Genomic DNA, 17869 nt, shown 5'->3' with positions numbered 1-17869 from the left:
ACGAACCCTAGCACGCCCGCGCGTCGGCGGTCGCCCCGGGCTGGCGAGCCCTCGCCGCCCGTGTTACGCAGGAGGCCGTGAACCCCGCGGTCCGCCCGTGCCCGGCCTGCGACGGCCCTCACGCCGACTTCGTGTTCCGCGTCCGCGACTACGACCACGTCCGCTGCCGCCGCTGCGCCACCGTGTTCGTCACCCCGCTGCCCGAGGCGCAGGCGCTCGAGGAGCTGTACCTCGCGCCCGACTATCACCCCAGCGCCGAGGGTCAGGAGACGCGCATGCGGGCCGAAGGCGACGCCCGCGCCGCCGTGCTGCGCCGCTTCGGCGTGCGCTCGGTCCTCGAGGTCGGCTGCGGCCCGGGGCACTTCCTCGATGCCTGCCGCGACCTCGGCATGCAGGTCGAGGGCGTCGACCGCGCTCGCACGGCCGAGGGACCGCGCCGCCGCGGTCACACGGTCCACGACGTCTGGCTCTCCGACTTCGGCCCGCCCGCCCCGCGCTTCGACGCGGTCGCTATGTGGGAAGTGGTCGAGCACGTACCTGACCCGAAGGACATCTTGCAGCAGGCCCGCGCGTGGCTGCGACCCGGCGGCTTCCTCGCCCTGTCGACCCCGTCGAGCTCGGGCCTGCCGGCGCGCGCGCTGGGCCCCCGCTTCCCGATGGTCATCCCGCCCGACCACCTGTCGCTGTTCAGCCACCGCGGCCTGCAGGCGCTGCTCGCCGTGACCGGCTTCGACCCTGTCCGCTGGACCAGCTTCTCCGGCCTCGACCGCGCGGCCCTCCGCCGCGGCTTCCAGCGCTTCGTCCTCGGCAACTCGCTGCCGGCCCGCGCCGTGTCCGCCGGCCTCGCCGTCGCCGCCGAGCCCGTCGCTCGCCTCGTCGATCGCGCCGGCCTCGGCACCGGCTTCGAGGTCTACGCGGTCGCGTGCTGATCCAGCGATCCGTCGCAAGACGAGCCGCCGCTCTGTAAAAAGCGGCCGAGAGGACCGCCGGGCTCGCCTGAGAACGGTCGAGCTCGCGATAAGAACGGCGAGCTCTCGCGGTGCCGCCGTTCGGCGATCTTTCGCCCGGCCCGAGTGGCGCGTCGAACTCTCCCGCGCCTCGGATCATCTGAAGCGCTCGCTCGCAGCTCTTTCGTCGCTCACGCCGCGCCGCGCCGCGGCGCCCGCCACCACGCGCCGAGCTGCACCAGCTCGGCGAACGCCAGCCCGATCGGCGACGCGATCAGCCCGATCGTCGCCGCGCCGAAGCCGAGGATGAGCGCCCGCCCGGCGATCCCCGCCAGGTCCCACGCCACCAGCGCCCGCGGGTCCGCGGCGACCTGCGCCTGGCGACCGATCGTGTTGGCCAGGCGGAGCCCGGCGAACGGCGCGCTCCACAGGATCAGCAAGCCTGTCTGTTCGGACACGTTCCAGCCGATCGCCCGGTCGACCGCCGTGGCCGCCGGTGGCCACGCGAACAGCAACCCCACCACCGCGACCGCACTCGCGCCGGCGAGGCCGCCGAGCACCGCCCAGCGGCGCAGGCCGGCGTGAGCCCGCACCGGGTCGCCCGCCGACGCCCGCAGCGCCACCACCGTCGCCGCCGCCGAGGGCACCATGATGGCCGCGTTGACGAACAGGTAGGCGTAGTTCAGCCGCGCGAACCCGCCGACGGGGAACAGGTGCGACAGCGCCGCGTCGAGCAGCCCGAGGTTGGCGTACACCAGCGCGTCGATCAGCAGCGCCGCGGTCCGGCCGCGTGTCCCATGGACCATGTCCTTCGTGTCATGCCCTCCGGGACATCGCACGACCGGCCACACCCCCGCCACGCCGACGGCCAGCCCGACCATCAGGCCGAGCGCCGGCCCGAGCGCGCCGCCGGGCAGCAGCGTGGCCCCGGCGATCGTCCCCAGCGGGATGCCCCACTCGAGCGCGAAGCCCCGCCGCTCGCGTCCGGCCCGCTCGGCCAGCGCCCGCATCGCCGAGCCGTGGACCGCCAGCGTCACGCTGACCGCGAACACCCACACGGTCGGGTCGGTCCAGGCGCGCGGCCCGACGATCGCCAGCAGCGCGGCGATCCCCGCGCCCGCCATCGCCAGGGTGAGCCATCGTTCCTGCCGCAAGAGCGCGGTCCCGAGGACCTCGCGCGGCGCGGGGATCCACCGCGAGCGGTACAGCGACAGCCCGACCACGCGCGCGGCCGAGACGGCGACGAGCCCGCGGAAGAACAGGTCCGCCGCGCCGCTGGCCCGCAGCTCGCGGGCGATCAAGAACTCGCGGGTGGCCCCGAGCAGCAGCGTCACGACCGACAGCCCCGCCATCCACGCGAACGCCGACGCGTGGCTCCGCCGCGGCCGCGCCGGCTCCTGCCCCGCGGCGCTCACGGGCCGCGCGCTCGCCTCCCTGCCCCGAAGGACAGATACGACTCGCACCGCCCGCCCACTACCGGACCCTCTCGAACGCGACCCGCGCGAGGATCCGGTCGCAGCCGGCCAGGCGGAAGCCCCACTCGGGGTGGGCCGCCCAGAACTCGTCGAAGGCGCGCAGCTCGTGGTTACGATCGGCGAACTCGTCGAACAGCAAATATGTCCCGACGGACATGTGCTGCTCGAGCGCCAGCAGGGCGGTGCGCGTCGAGCTGTAGAGGTCGGCGTCGAAGTGCAGCACCAGTCGCTCGTGCGGCGGGACCACGAACGCCGGCAGCGTCGCGTCGAACCAGCCCTTGACGAACGACACCCGCGGGTCCTGCACGGCCGGCGCCGCCCCGCCGGTCGAGAACGTGCCCTTGCGGTCGATCGCCGTCCAGTCCTCGGGCAGGCCCTCGAAGCTGTCGAAGCCGACGAACCGGCAACCTGTCCCCGGGAGCAGCTCGGCCCAGCGCGCGATCGACTCGCCGCGGTGGACCCCGAACTCGAGGTACAGCACCCGCGCATCGCCGAGCGTCGCGGCGATCTCCGCGTAGGTGTCGAAGCGGTGGGCCGCGCGGCGCGAGGTGTCGAACCCGCGGGTCGCCATCCACCGCCCGGCCTCGAGGTAGTTGAGCGCGGCGTTGAGGTTGTGAACTGTCCGCGAGGACAGGTGCGCCCCGACCCGCGTCAACAGCTCCTTCAGCCGCGCCGGCGCCCCCACTACGCGCCCTCCCCGCCCCAGCGCGGCTCGAACTCCTCGTCGAGCTTGCCGGCGCGGCGCAGCAGCTCCTCGTGGATCAGCAGGTCGATGAGCATCGGGTACCACAGCGCGTGCATGCCGGCGTGGATCAGGCCGGGGATCCCGTCGCGCCAGGCGCCGAGGCCGATCGCCCGCGAGAAGTTGATGAACGGCCGCACGAACAGCGGCAGCTTGTTGTAGATGCGCCGCAGCACCGCCACGCGCCCGGCCTTGGTGCGGACGTGCAGCTCCGACAGCCGCTGCTGCTGGCTCAGGCCGTCGACGTAGACCCGGGCCTCGCGCGCGGCGTAGCCGACGTGCTTGCGGAACAGCTCCGACATCGGCTTGGCGTCGCGGTGGATCATGCGCGCCTTGAGCAGGGTGATCCGCAGGTCGCGGTCGTCGACGCGCTCGTTGATCCCGCGGGTGAAGCGGGCCACCCTGGGCCGCATCAGCCGCAGCATCATGGCGTGGGTGAACTCGCCGTGCTTGAGCCGGCGGCCGAGGATCCGCACGTCCCAGCGCACGTAGGCGCCGTCGATGTCGTCGCGCTGGATCGTCCGCTGGACCTCGTCCCACAGCGCCGGCGTGAACTCCTCGTCGGCGTCGAGGAAGTAGATCCACTCGAACCGCTCCTGCACCTGCTCGAGCGCCCAGTTGCGCTGCTTCGAGTAGTCCTCGAACCGGTGGACCACGAACTCGGCCCCGTACTCGCGCGCGATCGCCTCGGTGCGGTCGACCGAGTTCGAGTCGACGATCACCACCGGGCAGCGGCCCGCGATCGACGCCAGCGCCTTCGGCAGGTTGAGCTCCTCGTCGCGCGTGAGGATGACGACGGCGAACGGTGACACTAGCTGGCCTCCGGGACAGGTTGATGCGCCGCCGGCGACGGCACGACCGGGCGGCGCGGCAGCGACACCTGCAGCGCCGCGCCGACGACGATGCCGACCATCGGCACCAGGATGTAGCTCTTGTACGACGCCGCCGTGACCACGTAGAACAGCACCGCGACCGCCCCCGAGAGGATCGTCGCGCGCAGGTGGACCGGGGTCCGCAGCGCCTGCCGCGTCAGCGCGAAGATCGGCAGGGCGAACAGCGCCGAGCCGAACAGGCCGAACTTCCACAGGTGGTAGGCGACCATGTTGTGCACGTAGCTCGCGTGATGGCCGTCGACCTCGAGCTCCGCGCCCAGCCCCGCGCCGAAGATCGGGTTGTCGGCGAAGATGCGCAGGCACTCCTCGATCTCCCGCACCCGCGCGTCGACCGTGCCCTGCTGCCCGAGCCGCAGGTACGTCACCGCGAAGTCCGACAGCACGGTCGCGAACAACACCACCGCCAGCACCGCGAGCCCGACCACCAGGGCGCCGCGCCGCGGGGACCGCACCGACAGGCTCGTGAGCCACCCGAGCAGCATCCCCAGGATCATCCCGCGGCTCACCGTGGCGATCACCACGACCACCAGCAGCGCGTGCGATAGCGAGCAGATCCGCCGCAGAGACCGCTTGCGGGCGAAGTGCAGCAGGAACGCGGCGCAGAACAGCCCGACCAGCGGGTGCCCGATCGCCATCTTAAAGTAGTTGTAGACCGACCGGTAACGGCTCAGGTCCCAGCTTGGCAGCAGCCACAGCGAGGCCAGGCCGTCGGCGACGGCGACCAGCAGGGCCGCGGCGAACAGCAGGTTCGGACGACTCGCCGCCCGGCCCGCGCACAGGCCGAGCGCGAACAGCAGGTAACAGAGGATGTCCTCCAGCGACTGCCCGAGCGAGTTGCCGCCGACGGTGCCGACGCCGAGCCCCACCACCAACGCCAGCGCCCACGGGATCAGCAGGGTGACCTGCGCCCGGGCCGCGGACGAGCGCAGGAACCCGCCGAAGCCCGCCAGCACCACCAGCAGCAGGAACATGGTGATCGGGATCGACAGGCCCTGCGGGAAGGGCGGCAGGGCCAGGGTCAAGACCATGGCGGCCGCGGCGAAGACCGTCGTGAACACCCGGTCCTCACGCTACCACGCCGACCCCGCCGGGCGGGCGTGAGAGGCCGGTTACGGCGCCGACGCGGCGGTTGTCAAATTTTCGGCAGATCGGGCGGAGGCCCGTGAGAAACCGGAAATTTCCGGCGATCGGCCGCCATTCCGGCCCTCGCGCGGGCCGCCGCACCTGGCCGATGGATCCAGCAGCCCCCACCGCGGTCTCGAGTGATCTCCGGCGTCCCGCGGCCCTTGCACGCCCCCCTCGCGTTTATTAGGTTGCCTGTCTCCGCACGAGGCCCATGCAGCGTCAATGGTTGGACTGGCAAGGGCCGCTGCTCCCGGCGGCCGCCGCCTGGCTCATCGAGCGCCACGCCGAAGGTCGCCGCTGCGACCTGCGGGCGGTCCGCTGCGTGCTGCCCGGGGCCCGCGCGGGTCGCGTCCTGCTGCACCTGCTCCTCCGGCAATGCGCCGAGCGCGGCCTCCGCCTGGTCCCGCCGCAGGTCCTGACGCCCGGCGCCCTCGCCGAGCTCCTCGTCCCCGGCGACGCCCGCACCGCCTCGACCCTCGAGTGCACCCTCGCGTGGATGCACGTCCTGCGTGAGGCTCGGCCCGAGCACATCGCGCCGCTCCTGCCGACGCGGCCCGACTTCTACGACTGGCCGGCCTGGCACGAGCTCGCGGGCACCGTCGCCGGCGTCGTCGACGAGCTCTCGGCCGAGCTGCTGTCGCTCCGCGACGTCGCCCGCGTCGCCGCGCGCATGAACATGGAGCGCGAGGCCGACCGCTGGGCCGCGCTCGAGCGCCTCGAGGCCCGCTACCGCGAGCGCCTGGCCCGCGAGGACCGCGTCTGTCCGCACGAGCGCCGGCGTGAGGTCATCGCGGCTCTCGTCGACGGCGCCACCCCGGTCGACCCCGACCACCAGCTCGTGCTCGTCGGCGTCGTCGACCTCGCGCGGGTCCACCGCGCCATCGTCCGCGCCTACGGCGACCGCGCCACCGCCCTCATCCACGCCCCCGAGTCGTTCGCCGCCGGCTTCGACGTCGACGGCTGCGTCGAGCGCAACTTCTGGTCCGGTCGCCCGATCGAGATCCCCGACGACCAGCTCATCATCGCCGACCGCCCCGCCGACCAGGCCCAGGCCGTGATCCGCTGCCTCGCCGACCTCGGCGGCGCCTACCGCCCCGAAGAGGTCACGATCGGCCTCGGCGACGAGAAGCTCGCCCCCACCATGACCCAGGCCGGGCAGTGGGCCGACATCGCCGTCCACGACCCTCGCGGCCTGCTCGCCCGCCACGGCCGCCCGTTCCGCCTCCTGCAGGCCGGCCTCGATTGGGTCCGCGACCCCCGCTTCTTCGCCTTCGCCGCCCTCGTCCGCCACCCCGACGTCGAGGGCTTCGTCCGCCGCCTGCTCGGCAAGGCCAAGCCGCCGGCCGGCCCCGCCCCCGAGTGGGCCGAGGCCAAGCCCGTCGAGCATGTCCCCGAGGACGTGCCCTTCAATGCAGGTCTCGAAGGACAGGCCCCAAAAGACAGCAAGGACGACGTCGCCGCCGACGACCACACGATCGTCGAGTGGCTGACGGTGCTCGACCGCTACCACACCGAGCACCTGCAGGACGACCTCGGCAGCGCCTGGCTCGGCGACGAGAAGGCCGCGCGGCGGATGCAGATCCTCCACGACATCGTCGCCAAGCTGTACTCGCCGCTGGTCGGCGACCGGCGCCCGCTGACGCAGTGGTTCGAGCCGATCCTCGAGGTCCTGCGCAACGCCTACGGCCACCTCGACGTCCACGCCAAGGCGCTGAGCGACGCCCGCGTCGCCAACACCTGCATCGAGATCGCCAAGAACCTCGGCAGCCTCACCGGCGCCGCCCCCGGCCTCCAGCCCGACGTCGACGGTCCGACCGCGCTGCGCCTCGTGCTCGCCCAGCTGGGCGGCCTGCGCGTCCCCGAGGACCCGCGCTCCGGCCAGATCGAGATGCTCGGCTGGCTCGAGCTGCACCACGACCCCGCGCCGGTCCTGGTGCTCGCCGGGTGCAACGACGGCGCCGTGCCGCAGGCCGTCACCGCCGACGCGTTCTTGCCCGACGGCCTGCGCGAGCACCTCGGCGTGCTCAGCAACGGTCGCCGCTACGCCCGCGACGCCTACCTCATCGAGGCGATCCGCCGCAGCCGGGTCAAGTGCACCTTCATCGCCGGGCGTCAGGCCGCCGACGGCGAGCCGCTCACGCCCTCGCGCCTGCTGCTCGCCGGCGACCTCGAGCTGCTGCCGTCGCGGATCCTCCGCCTGTGCGATCCGAACCACGCGCGCCGCTGGGCCCTGCCGTACGGCGCCCCGCCCTCGGGCGCCACCTCCGGCTTCCGGATCCCCGAACCCGGCCCGCCGGTCGAGCCCGCGGCGATGACCGTGACCGAGTTCGGCTGGTACCTGCGCTGCCCGTTCCGCTACTACCTCAAGTACGTCCGCCGCCTGCGCCTCGTCGACGACAGCGCCGTCGAGCTCGACGCCCTGCAGTTCGGCAACCTCACCCACGACGTCCTGCAGCGCTTCGGCGAGGACCCGGCCGTCGCCGACAGCACCGACCCCGAGCAGATCGCCCGCTACCTCGAGGAGGTTCTGGACGACCGCGCCCGCGCGACCTACGGCGCCCGCCCGCTGCCGGCGATCCGGATCCAGATCTCCCGCCTGCGGCAGCGGCTCCTCGCGTTCGCGCCGCACCAGGCCCGCCGCCGCGCCGACGGGTGGAAGATCCGCCGCTGCGAGTTCGAGCTGCCCGAAGCGACATATCTGCAGATCCCCGATCAGCCGCCGATGCGGATCAAGGGCAAGATTGACCGCATCGATCAAAACGTCCGCGACGGCTCGTGGATGATCATCGACTACAAGACCAGCGAGTCGGGCCACAGCCCCGACAAGACCCACCGGGCCGCGCGCGGCTCGGCGAGCCAGTGGAGCGACCTGCAGCTGCCGCTCTACCACCACCTCGCCGCTCAGCACGGCTACACCGGCGCGGTCCAGCTGGCCTACATGAACCTGCCGAAGAAGCCCGAGCAGGAGGCGCTGCACGTCGCGCGCTGGACCCCGGCCGACCTCGACGACGCCGTGGGCACCGCCCGCGACATCGTCCGCAGCGTCCGCGCCGGCCGCTTCGACATGATGGCGGACTTCGCCGCCCGCTATCAGGACGACTACGCCAACATCTGCCAGACCCGCGTCTTCGGCGGCGCCGACGACCTGGAGACCGAGGCGTGAGCGACCCCGAGAAGCCGCCGCGCTCCGGATCGCTGTGGCTGTTCGGCGAACCCGAGGCCGAGGCAGGGGCTCCACCACCTGTCCGCAAGGCCAGACGCAACCGCGCTGCCCCCCGCCAGGTCGCCCGCCCCGCCCGCGACCTTTTTAATGCCGTCGCCGGCGCCTTCGCCCGCAGCGCCGAGGCCGCCGCACGCCCGGCCCCGCCCGCGCCCGAGCCCCCCGCGCCCGAGCCGCGCAAGCGCGGCCGCAAGGGCGAACCCGCGAAGGCACGCGGCGAGCAACCTGCCCCCGCGGAGGCGCGGTCACAACCTGTCCCCGCGGACACGCGAGACGTCGCCGCGGAAGCACGATCGCAACCTGTCCCTGCGGACACACGACCCGTCGCCGCAGAAGCGCGGTCGCAACCTGCACCCGCGGACACGCGAGAAGTAGCCGCGGAGGCGCGGTCGCGACCTGTCTCGACAGACACCAGCGCAGTCCCCACAGAACCGCTGTCGCACCAGATCCTCCCGGGCGCGCCCGTGGCCCCTCCAGGAGCGCGAACACGCGAGCAACCGGTCCCCGCGGACGCGAGGGCACCGGCCGCGGACGCGCCGTCGTTCGAGCGACCTGTCCTCGAGGACACGCCGGTCGGGCGCTCGGCCCCGAGGGCAGACGAGCACCATGTCCTCGAGGACACGGACACGCGCGAACCGCATGCCCTCGCCGACACGCGGAGCCTCCTCGCTGACGAGCCCGCCCTGGACCCGGGCGACGAGCCCGTGTTTTCGTCGGACCTCCCGCCCGAGCCGCATGTCCTTGTGGACAGCCCGGGCCCGGCCGCCGGCGAGCCCCTCGCCGACGGCCTGGTGCCCGAGCCGCCTGTCCTCGCGGACAGCCTCGTGGCCGTCGCGCCCGAGCCGCGCCGCGAGCGCGCCGGCCGTCCTGTCCCCGCGGACAGAGCCCATGTCCGCCAGGACAGCCCGCCCGCCCCGCGGCAGGACGTCTTGGCGGTGATCGCCGAGGCCGAGCGGGTCGCCGAGGCCGCGCTCGACCTGCCGCCGGACCCGCGGCTCGCGGGCGGGCATCAGCTGCAGCACATGCGGATCCTCGCCTCGGCGGGCTCCGGCAAGACCTACCAGCTGACCAACCGCTACCTGCAGATCCTGAGCCGGGGCGCCTTCCCCTACTCGATCCTCGCCAGCACCTTCACGCGGGCGGCCGCCGGCGAGATCCGCGACCGAATCTTGCGCACCCTCGCCGAGGCGGCCGACGACGCCGCCAAGCGCGAGGAGCTGGGCCACCGGCTCCACCGCGAGCTCGCGCGCACGCGCGTGCTCGACCTCCTGGCCAGCCTGGCGAACAACCTGCACCGCCTGCAGATCCGCACGCTCGACAGCTTCTTCGGCACGATCGTGCGCTGCTTCTCGCTCGAGCTCGGCTTGCCGACCGACGCGCGGATCGTCGACGAGGACGAGGCGTTCCGCCTGCGCCGCGAGGCGATCGGGCTCATGCTCGAGGAGGGCGACACCGAGGCGATCATCGAGCTGCTCGCCTCGCTCACCGAGGGCAGCTCGGAGCGGGCGGTCACCGACACCATCGACAACACCGTCAGCTCGCTCTACGACCTCTACCGCGAGGCCCAGGACACCTCGGCGTGGGAGGCCATCGCGCCCGAGCCGGTGCTCGGCGAGGCCGAGCTCGACGACGCGATCGCGGCGCTCAAGTTCGCCGTGCCGACCGACCTCGGCAAGCGCGGCATCGAGGCCCACGCCAAGGACTGCCAGCGCGCCGAGCAGTGCCGGACCGGCAGCTCCGACGACTGGATGGAGTTCTTCACCACCGGCCTGGCCAAGAAGGTCGCCGAGAACGAGCTCGTCTACTACAATAAGCCGATCGCGCCGACCACGGTGTTCGCGTATCGCCGGCTCCTCGGCCACGCGCGCGGGGTGTTCCGCCGCCGCGTCATCGAGCAGACGCGGGCCACCTGCACCTTGCTGCAGCTGTTCGACAGCTGCTACCGCCGCGTCAAGCGCGACCACAAGGTCCTGACCTTCGCCGACCTGACCGTCGCGCTGGCCCAGGCCGACCTGTCCGGCCACCTCGACGAGATCTGCTTCCGCATCGACGCCCGCCTGCGCCACGTCCTCCTCGACGAGATGCAGGACACCAGCATCCAGCAGTGGAACGCGCTGCGGCCGATCGTCGACGAGACGGTGTCGTACGCGACCGACGAGCGCAGCTTCTTCTGCGTCGGCGACGTCAAGCAGTCGATCTACGGCTGGCGCAACGCCTGCCCGGAGATCCTCTCGCGCCTCGACGATCTGCTCCATCGGCCAGGTGGCCAGGTGCTGCACAAGGAGACCCTGGCGACCAGCTTCCGCTCGTCGCCCGCGGTGATCGAGGTCGTCAACAAGATCTTCACCGACCTCAAGGACAACCCGTCGCTGCTGCGTTACCCGTACGCGACGCGGCGGTGGGACGCCGAGTTCGAGCAGCACACGACCACCCGCAAGCTCCCCGGCTACGTGCAGCTGCGCGCGGTCGGTCGCTGCGAGGACCAGGGCAAGCGGCAGGCGCTGCGCCTGCAAGAGGCCGCCGCGCTGGTCGCCGAGCTGTACCACCGCCACCCGGGCAAGACGATCGGCGTGCTCCTGCGGACCAACGGCGCCGTCGGTCGCGTGCTCTACGAGCTCGGGCCGACCCGCCTGAAGATCCCCGCCACCGGCCGCGGCGGCGGCCCGCTCACCGACGCCCCGGCGGTCAACGCGATCCTCGACCTGCTGCGCCTCGCCGACCACCCCGACCACTCGATCGCCGGCTACAACGTCTTCGCCAGTCCTCTGGGACAGGTGGTCGGCTTCGACAAGGACGACCGCAACCTGCAGCGCCGCGTGGCCGCGCGGGTGCGCCGGCAGATCGCCAGCGACGGGCTGGCGCCGACGCTGCAGCAGTGGATCCGCGCGATCGCCCCGCAGGTCGACGAGCGGCAGTACCGCCGCTGCATGCAGCTGATCCAGCTGGCCCAGGTGTGGGACGAGCGGCGGACCCTCCGCTGCGACCAGTTCGTCGCCATGGTCGAGACCCGCCCCGTCGCCGACCCGGCCGCCTCCGCGGTCCAGGTCATGACGGTCCACCAGTCGAAGGGCCTCGAGTTCGACATCGTCATCCTGCCCGAGCTCGAGACCGAGCTGGCCTCGACGCGCACCCTCAAGGTCGTCTACGAGCGCGACGGCGACGCCGGCCCGGTGATCCGCATCGCCCGGCATGTCTCGAAGGACATGTGGCAGCAGTTCGACGACCTGCGCCCGATCTTCGAGCAGCACATCGACCGGCTGGCGCACGAGAGCCTGTGCCTCCTCTACGTCGCCGTCACGCGCGCGCGCGAGGGCCTGTTCATGCTCGTCGACCCGCCGAACGAGGGCAGCCGCAACGCGCCGGCGCGGGCCTCGGCGCTGCTGATCCACGCGCTCCACGAGGGGCCGGTCGAGCCCGACAGCGTCCTGTTCGAGCACGGCGACCGCAGCTGGCTGGCGCCGCACGCCTACGTCGCGCCCGGCGTCGTCGACCCCTCCGACCCGCACCTCGAGTCGACGGGCGCGCCGCGTCCGTCCGGGCCGGCGAGCAGCGACACCGCGAGCGAGCCACCGAGCCTGAGCTTCCTGCCGTCGCAGGGCCCGCTGGTGCGCGCCGCCGTGCTCGCGCAGGACCCCGGCCGCACCGTCGCCGACCACATGCACCTGGCCGACGCGCCGCTCAGCCACTGGGGCGCGGCGATGCGGGCGCTGTTCGCCGAGATCGCGTGGTTCGAGGAGTTCCGCCCGAGCACCCCGCAGCTCGAGGCGATCGTCCGCGCCGCCGCGCCGAGCCGCGACGAGACGTGGGTGCGCGCGCGCGTGCAGGAGTTCCTGCGCGTGCTCGAGGGCCCCAACCTGCGCGCCGCGCTGTCCCGCGGCGACCGCGACCCGGACGCGCTGCGGGTCGAGCGGCAGGTCCCGTTCGCCCGCCTCGACGGCGGCGCCCTCCAGACCGGCGAGATCGCCCGCCTCGTGCTCGAGCTCGATCCCAACCTCGTTCTCGACCTGTCCGAACAGACAGGCTCCGAAGCACATGTCCGCAAGGCCACTGTCTACGGCCTCTGCCTCGACAACATCGAGAAGCTGGCCGAGGCCGAGGAGCGGGCCCGCCTCTACCGCGAGGCGGTGTCCGCCTGGCGCGCCGCCGCGGCCGAGCAGGCCGGCCTCGAGCGCAAGCAGGTCGACGCGGTCCTGCTGTTCCCCGCCGCCGACGTGGTGCTCGCGGTGTGAAGCCTCGAAGTTACCGTTCGGACATGTCCCAAAGCGCTACGGCCTGGCGAGCTCTGCCGGCGCAGAGGCCTGCGTAGGCCCGCGCCTGCCGGCCTCGCTGCCGCGCGCGCGCAGGAGATCTCCTCGCATCGACCTGTCCCCAGCGCCAGGAGCGATCACGCTCGGCCCGCGAACTTTGCGCTCCACCGCAGCCTCGGCGAGCGCCGCGGACAGCATCGACGTGTGGATGGGCCTCGACCTCGCAAGGACGGAAACCACAGGTCGTGGCGGGATCCGTCGCTCTTGGTGAAGTGCTTGAGCGGATGACTGAAGATCCGTTCGGACCGCACTTGCGCCAGCGTCGCTCGCCGGGTCGCGGACAGATCGTTGTCTGCGGAAGCTGCGCCGTCGCCGACCGATGTAGCTGCAACCGCGAGCGCCGCGGTCGACCCGGACGCGACGGCAGCCGCGGCCGCTCGGCGGCGCGCGCCGGAGGGCCCGCAGATGCGGCGCAGGCGGCTCGTACGGGCGCTTTGCCGGCGAGCAGGGTCAGCAGTGTCGGCGCCGACGAGCGGCGAGGAGGACCGACCACGACGGGCCGGGCCGCCGCGCTTTCTCGCTCCTGGCGGCGGCGGTAGCATGCCGCGACCGTTATGAACCGCAAGCTGTTGCGCGGCGAGCACCTGATCTCCACCTGGCGGGACATCACGCTGACATCCCACCGGGTCTGGCAGGACGCGCGCGAGGGCTCGTCGGCGGCGCTGACGTCGATGCCGGTCGACGCGGTGCAATGGGTGCGATTGGGACGTCATCATCTGCCGTGGCTGCTGTGGCTGGCGGCCGTGACCGCGGTGCTCGGGATCGCCGCCCTCGAGTACGACCGCATGATCACCTACGGGCTGTTCGGCGTGGCGCTGCTGTTGATGCTGCTGTACGGCACCACGCGCCGGCTCGTGCTCGAGATCGGCGCGGGGGCTGGCAAGATCGTGGTGCAGGTCGTCGGCGAGGGGGCGAGCTTCGACGCCGCGCTCGAATTCCTGTACCAGGTCGAGGGCCGCCGTCAGGTGCACGTGTCCGGTGCCGACGCCCGCAGCGGCGCATCCGCGAGTGGCGCATGGCCCGGAGGGGCCGGCGCCGGCGGGTGAGCAGAGGGCCCACGAGGGCTCTGAACGCGAGGTCCGCCGTATATACTTGTCAGCATCGCCGAAGCGATAAATGGAGGGGTCGACGCTCGACCGATGAACACTGGCGAGTGGACGCTTCCGCAGCAGTTCGATGAGTACCGCCTGGTCCGCGTGCTCGGCAGCGGCAGCATGGGCGTGGTGTTCCTGGGCCACGACACGATCCTCGACCGGCCCGTCGCCATCAAGTTCATCAACGCCCGCGAGGCGAACCCGCGCACGCGCGAGCGGTTCGTCATCGAGGCGCGCGCCGCGGCCCGGATCGCCCACCCGAACGTCATGGCGATCCACCGCATCGGCGAGCTCGAGGGGCGGCTCTACATCATCTCCGAGTACGTCCGCGGCGAGCCGCTGTCGGAGATCCGCGGCGCGCTGCCGTGGCAGGAGGCGCTGACGATCGCGGTGGGCCTGGCCCGCGGGCTCGCGGCGGCCCACCGCCAGGGCGTGCTCCACCGCGACATCAAGCTCGCCAACGTCATGCGCAACGAGCTCGGCGAGGTCAAGCTCCTCGACTTCGGCCTGGCCAAGCTGGTGCCGCAGGGCCCCGGCAAGCTCCGGCCCGACGCCAAGACGCCGCTGCCCGCCGTGATCGACCTCTACGGCCGAAACGGCGACACCCAGGAGTACGGCAGCCCCAGGGTCGACGTCGTCGCCCAGCTCGACAGCACCATGACCGGGCGCCTCGCCGGCTCCCCCGCCGACGACGAGAGCTCCGAGGTCATCGTCGGCACGCCGTACTACATGGCGCCCGAGCTGTGGCGGGCCGAGCCGGCCACTCGCAGCTCCGACATCTACGCCCTCGGCGCGCTGCTCTACATCCTCTGCGCCGGCCACCCGCCGCTCGAGGCGAGCAGCACGCTCGAGCTCGCGCGCCTGTCCCAAGAGACAGCTCCGCGCGCGCTGCAGGACGTGGCCCCGGGCGTCGACGGCCGCTTCGCCAAGCTGATCGACCGCTGCCTGGCGCGCTCGCCGGCGGCCCGCTTCGCCTCGGCCGACGAGCTGTGCACCGCGCTCGAGCTGCTGCTCACCACCGGACCGATCGCCGAGGTCATCCACGGCAACCCGTACCGCGGCCTGCAGGCGTTCGAGGCCCGCCACCGCGCGGTGTTCTTCGGCCGGGTCGCGGAGGTCCGCGCGGTCGTCGACCGCCTGCGCGTGCAGTCGTTCGTGCTCGTCGCCGGCGACTCCGGCGTCGGCAAGTCGTCGCTGTGCCGCGCCGGCGTGCTACCGCAAGCGAGCGAGCCGCCGGGCGTCGGCGGCCGCACGTGGAGCAGCGTGGCGATGATCCCCGGCCGGCGCCCGCTGCAGACGCTGGTGTCCGCGCTCGCGTCGCACTTCACGCTCAAGGAGGAGGCCCTGCGCACGCTGCTGATGGGCGAGCCCGAGGGCCTGGTGCGCCTGCTCGCCCGCCGGCAGGGCAAGGACCGCGGCTTCATCCTCTTCATCGACCAGCTCGAGGAGCTCGTCACCCTCAGCGAGGCGCCGCAGGTCGAGCCGTTCGGCCGCTTCCTCACCGCCTTCGCCTCCGGCGTGCCCAGCCTGCGCCTGCTCGCCAGCGTGCGCGGCGACTTCCTCACCCGCGCCGCCGCGCTGCCGCTGCTCGGCCCGTTCATCAACCCCGCGGTCTACCTGCTCACGCCGCTCACGCGCGAGGGCATGCGCGAGGCGATCGTCGGCCCGGCGGGCCTGCAGGGCGTGCACTTCGAGTCGGAGGGCCTCGTCGACGAGGTCATCCAGGCCGGCGTCGAGGGCAGCCTGCCGCTCTTGCAGTTCGCCCTGGCCGAGCTGTGGGAGGCGCGCGAGGCCGGCAGCAAGATCATCACCGCCAACGACCTCGAGAAGATCGGCCGGGTCACCGGCGCTCTCGCGCGCCACGCCGACAACGTCGTCGCCGGCCTGCCGCCGTCGCAGCGGATCGCCGTGCGGCGCCTGCTGATGCGCCTCGTCACGATCGAGGACACGCGCGCCAGCCTGCCGCTCGAAGACCTCGTCAGCAGCGACCCCGCCAGCGAGGCCGCGCTCGAGGCGCTGGTGCGCGGCCGCCTCGTGGTCGCCCGCGAGGCCCAGGACGGGACCGTCCACGAGATCGCCCACGAGGCGCTGATCCGCAACTGGGGCACGCTGCAGCGCTGGATCAACGAGGAGCGCGAGTCCCGGGAGATCCGTCATCGCCTCGAGCAGGCGGCGGTCGAGTGGCAGCGCCTCGGTCAGGGCCGCATCGGTCTGTGGACGGCCGAGCAATTGATGGAGGCCGACAAGCTCGAGGCCGCGAGCCTGCGGGCGCGCGAGCGCGAGTTCATCGCCGCCAGCGCGGCCGAGCAGCGGCGACGACGATGGGTGCGCCGCGCCATGGTCGCGACCCTGCCGCTCGTCGCCGGCCTCGCGTTCACCGGCGTGAAGATCCAGGAGGCGCGCGCGCTCGCGGCGAAGGTCGACGACCAGCTGGCGCGCGCGCGCCAGGCGTTCGCCGACGCGCACGCCCACGACCTCGCGGCCGAGACCAGCCGGGTCGAGGCGATGCGCAAGTTCGACGCGCGCGACGTGCCCGGCGGCGAGGAGGAGTGGGCGCGCACGCAGCAGCGCATCGAGGAGGCCGACCGCACGTACAAGGAGGCGATCATGGCCTCGGAGGTCGCTCTCGGCTTCGACCCGGCGCAGGCGGAGGCGCGGCGGCTCGTCGCCGACGCGCTGTACGAGCGGGCGCTGCTGGCCGAGGAGCGCCACGAGCCCGAGCTCGCCGAGGAGCTGATCGCCCGCCTCAAGCTCTACGACGACGGCAGCCGGCAGGCCCGCTGGAGCGCGCCGGCGTCGCTGTCGGTCGCGGTCACGCCCGACGCCGCCCGCGTGAAGTTGTCGCGCTACGAGCGCGACGACGCCCACCGCTGGGTGCTCGTCGACCCGCGCGAGCTGGGGCCGGCACCGGTCGCGCCGCTCGAGCTGGCGGCGGGCTCGTACTTGCTCGAGATCGAGATCGCCGACCGCGAGCCGATCTTCTACCCGGTGCTGCTGCGGCGCGCAGAGGAGCGCCGGCTCGCGCTCGACATCCCCCCGGCCGCGGCGATCCCCGCCGGCTTCGCGTTCGTGGCCGCCGGTGCGTCGCAGTTCGGCAGCGCCGACGAGGACACGATCCGCCGCAAGTTCTTCTTCGCCGCGCCGCAGCACGAGGTCGTCACCGGCAGCTACGTGATCGCCCGGCGCGAGACCACCTATCGCGAGTGGATCGCCTTCCTCGACGACCTGCCCGCGACGGAGCGAGCGCTGCGGACCCCGGGGGTCGAAGCCGACAGGTTCCAGGGCGGCGTCCGGCTCGAGCCGATCGACGACAGCTGGCGCCTCGTCATGAAAGCGGGCGAGGCGACATATGTCGCGCGCGTCGGCGAGACCCTCAAGTACGCCGGTCGCGAGGCGCTCGTCGAGCAAGACTGGCTCGACATGCCGGTCTCGGCGATCTCGTGGGACGACGCGCAGGCCTACCTCGCCTGGCTCGATCGCACGGGCCGGGTGCCCGGAGCCCGGCTTTGCTCCGAGTGGGAGTGGGAGCGAGCGGCGCGCGGCGCCGACGCCCGCAACTTCCCGCACGCCGACGCGATCACGCGCGACGAGGCCAACTACGACGAGACCTATGCTCGCGTCGCCGAGCACGTCGGTCCCGACGTCGTCGGCGCCCACCCTGCCTCGCGCAGCCCGTTCGGCGTCGACGATCTGGTCGGCAACGTGTGGGAGTGGACGGCTTCGTCCCTCGCCGACGACGAGGGCATCATCCGCGGCGGGGCCTATTATTACGACGAGGTGACCTGCCGCTCGGTCAACCGCTATCCGTGGGCGAAAGCCGTCCGCGAATCGACGCTGGGGTTGCGAGTCTGCGCCTCGATCGCGACCGATGCGGTCGCGATTGCGGACAGAAAGCCGACGAGCGGATCGTAAAGAGGTCGTCGGCGCGGAGCCGCGATCGTCGTCGCGACTGACGCGTGTCGGGCCGCCAATTGATGGGGCGCGGGCGGGCGCCCGGAGGGCACGGCGCGAAGATTTCGCGGCCCCGCTTCGCCTCGAAAATTCGCGGCGCCCGCGTTATGAAGGG

9 protein-coding genes are annotated in these 17869 nt (G+C 72.8%); 5 read left to right on the top strand and 4 right to left on the bottom strand.

Annotated features, from left to right (window positions below):
* Positions 1 to 77 precede the first annotated feature (77 nt).
* Positions 78 to 929: a class I SAM-dependent methyltransferase gene (locus K7C98_RS39960; RefSeq protein WP_224197194.1), complete on the top strand. Its 852-nt coding sequence runs from the start codon at positions 78 to 80 to the stop codon at positions 927 to 929.
* A 209-nt stretch (positions 930 to 1138) separates the two neighbouring features.
* On the opposite strand, the gene K7C98_RS39955 is transcribed toward K7C98_RS39960, so the two are convergent.
* Genes K7C98_RS39955 through K7C98_RS45315 form a run of 4 tightly spaced genes read right to left on the bottom strand, consistent with a single transcriptional unit; the run spans position 1139 to position 5115 of the window.
* Positions 1139 to 2362: a hypothetical protein gene (locus K7C98_RS39955; protein WP_224197193.1), complete on the bottom strand. Its 1224-nt coding sequence runs from the start codon at positions 2360 to 2362 to the stop codon at positions 1139 to 1141.
* Between the two features lie 58 nt (positions 2363 to 2420).
* Positions 2421 to 3107, bottom strand: a complete 687-nt coding sequence (locus K7C98_RS39950; protein WP_224197192.1) for a TylF/MycF family methyltransferase — start codon at positions 3105 to 3107, stop codon at positions 2421 to 2423.
* Positions 3107 to 3976: a glycosyltransferase family 2 protein gene (locus K7C98_RS39945; protein WP_224197191.1), complete on the bottom strand. Its 870-nt coding sequence runs from the start codon at positions 3974 to 3976 to the stop codon at positions 3107 to 3109. Before K7C98_RS39945 ends, K7C98_RS39950 begins: the two co-directional genes overlap by 1 nt.
* On the bottom strand, positions 3976 to 5115 hold the full coding sequence (locus tag K7C98_RS45315; protein WP_224197190.1) for an O-antigen ligase family protein: 1140 nt from the start codon (positions 5113 to 5115) through the stop codon (positions 3976 to 3978). The genes K7C98_RS39945 and K7C98_RS45315 overlap by 1 nt, the downstream gene beginning before the upstream one ends.
* Before the next feature lie 278 nt (positions 5116 to 5393).
* Between K7C98_RS45315 and K7C98_RS39935 the strand changes: the two genes are divergently transcribed.
* From K7C98_RS39935 to K7C98_RS39920, 4 genes are all read left to right on the top strand, one after another.
* Positions 5394 to 8345, top strand: coding sequence for a PD-(D/E)XK nuclease family protein (locus tag K7C98_RS39935; protein WP_224197189.1), 2952 nt, complete (start codon positions 5394 to 5396; stop codon positions 8343 to 8345).
* 800 nt (positions 8346 to 9145) lie between these two features.
* Complete coding sequence (locus K7C98_RS39930) at positions 9146 to 12631, top strand: UvrD-helicase domain-containing protein (protein ID WP_224197188.1); 3486 nt, start codon at positions 9146 to 9148, stop codon at positions 12629 to 12631.
* Between the two features lie 632 nt (positions 12632 to 13263).
* A complete protein-coding gene (locus K7C98_RS39925) occupies positions 13264 to 13755 on the top strand; it encodes a hypothetical protein (RefSeq protein ID WP_224197187.1) in 492 nt (163 codons plus the stop codon).
* A 93-nt stretch (positions 13756 to 13848) separates the two neighbouring features.
* Positions 13849 to 17715: a protein kinase domain-containing protein gene (locus K7C98_RS39920; protein WP_224197186.1), complete on the top strand. Its 3867-nt coding sequence runs from the start codon at positions 13849 to 13851 to the stop codon at positions 17713 to 17715.
* Positions 17716 to 17869: the final 154 nt, after the last annotated feature.

Origin of the sequence: Nannocystis pusilla (assembly GCF_020073745.1) — a bacterium.
Taxonomy (GTDB): domain Bacteria; phylum Myxococcota_A; class Polyangia; order Nannocystales; family Nannocystaceae; genus Nannocystis; species Nannocystis radixulma.
The sequence above is the reverse complement of the archived record's forward strand: the minus strand, read 5'-3'. Positions and strand labels throughout refer to the sequence as shown.

Coding starts and splice junctions, on each gene's coding strand:
- K7C98_RS39935 (WP_224197189.1), top strand. CDS start 5,394: ATGCAGCGTCAATGGTTGGACTGGCAAGGGCCGCTGCTCCCGGCGGCC.
- K7C98_RS39925 (WP_224197187.1), top strand. CDS start 13,264: ATGAACCGCAAGCTGTTGCGCGGCGAGCACCTGATCTCCACCTGGCGG.
- K7C98_RS39920 (WP_224197186.1), top strand. CDS start 13,849: ATGAACACTGGCGAGTGGACGCTTCCGCAGCAGTTCGATGAGTACCGC.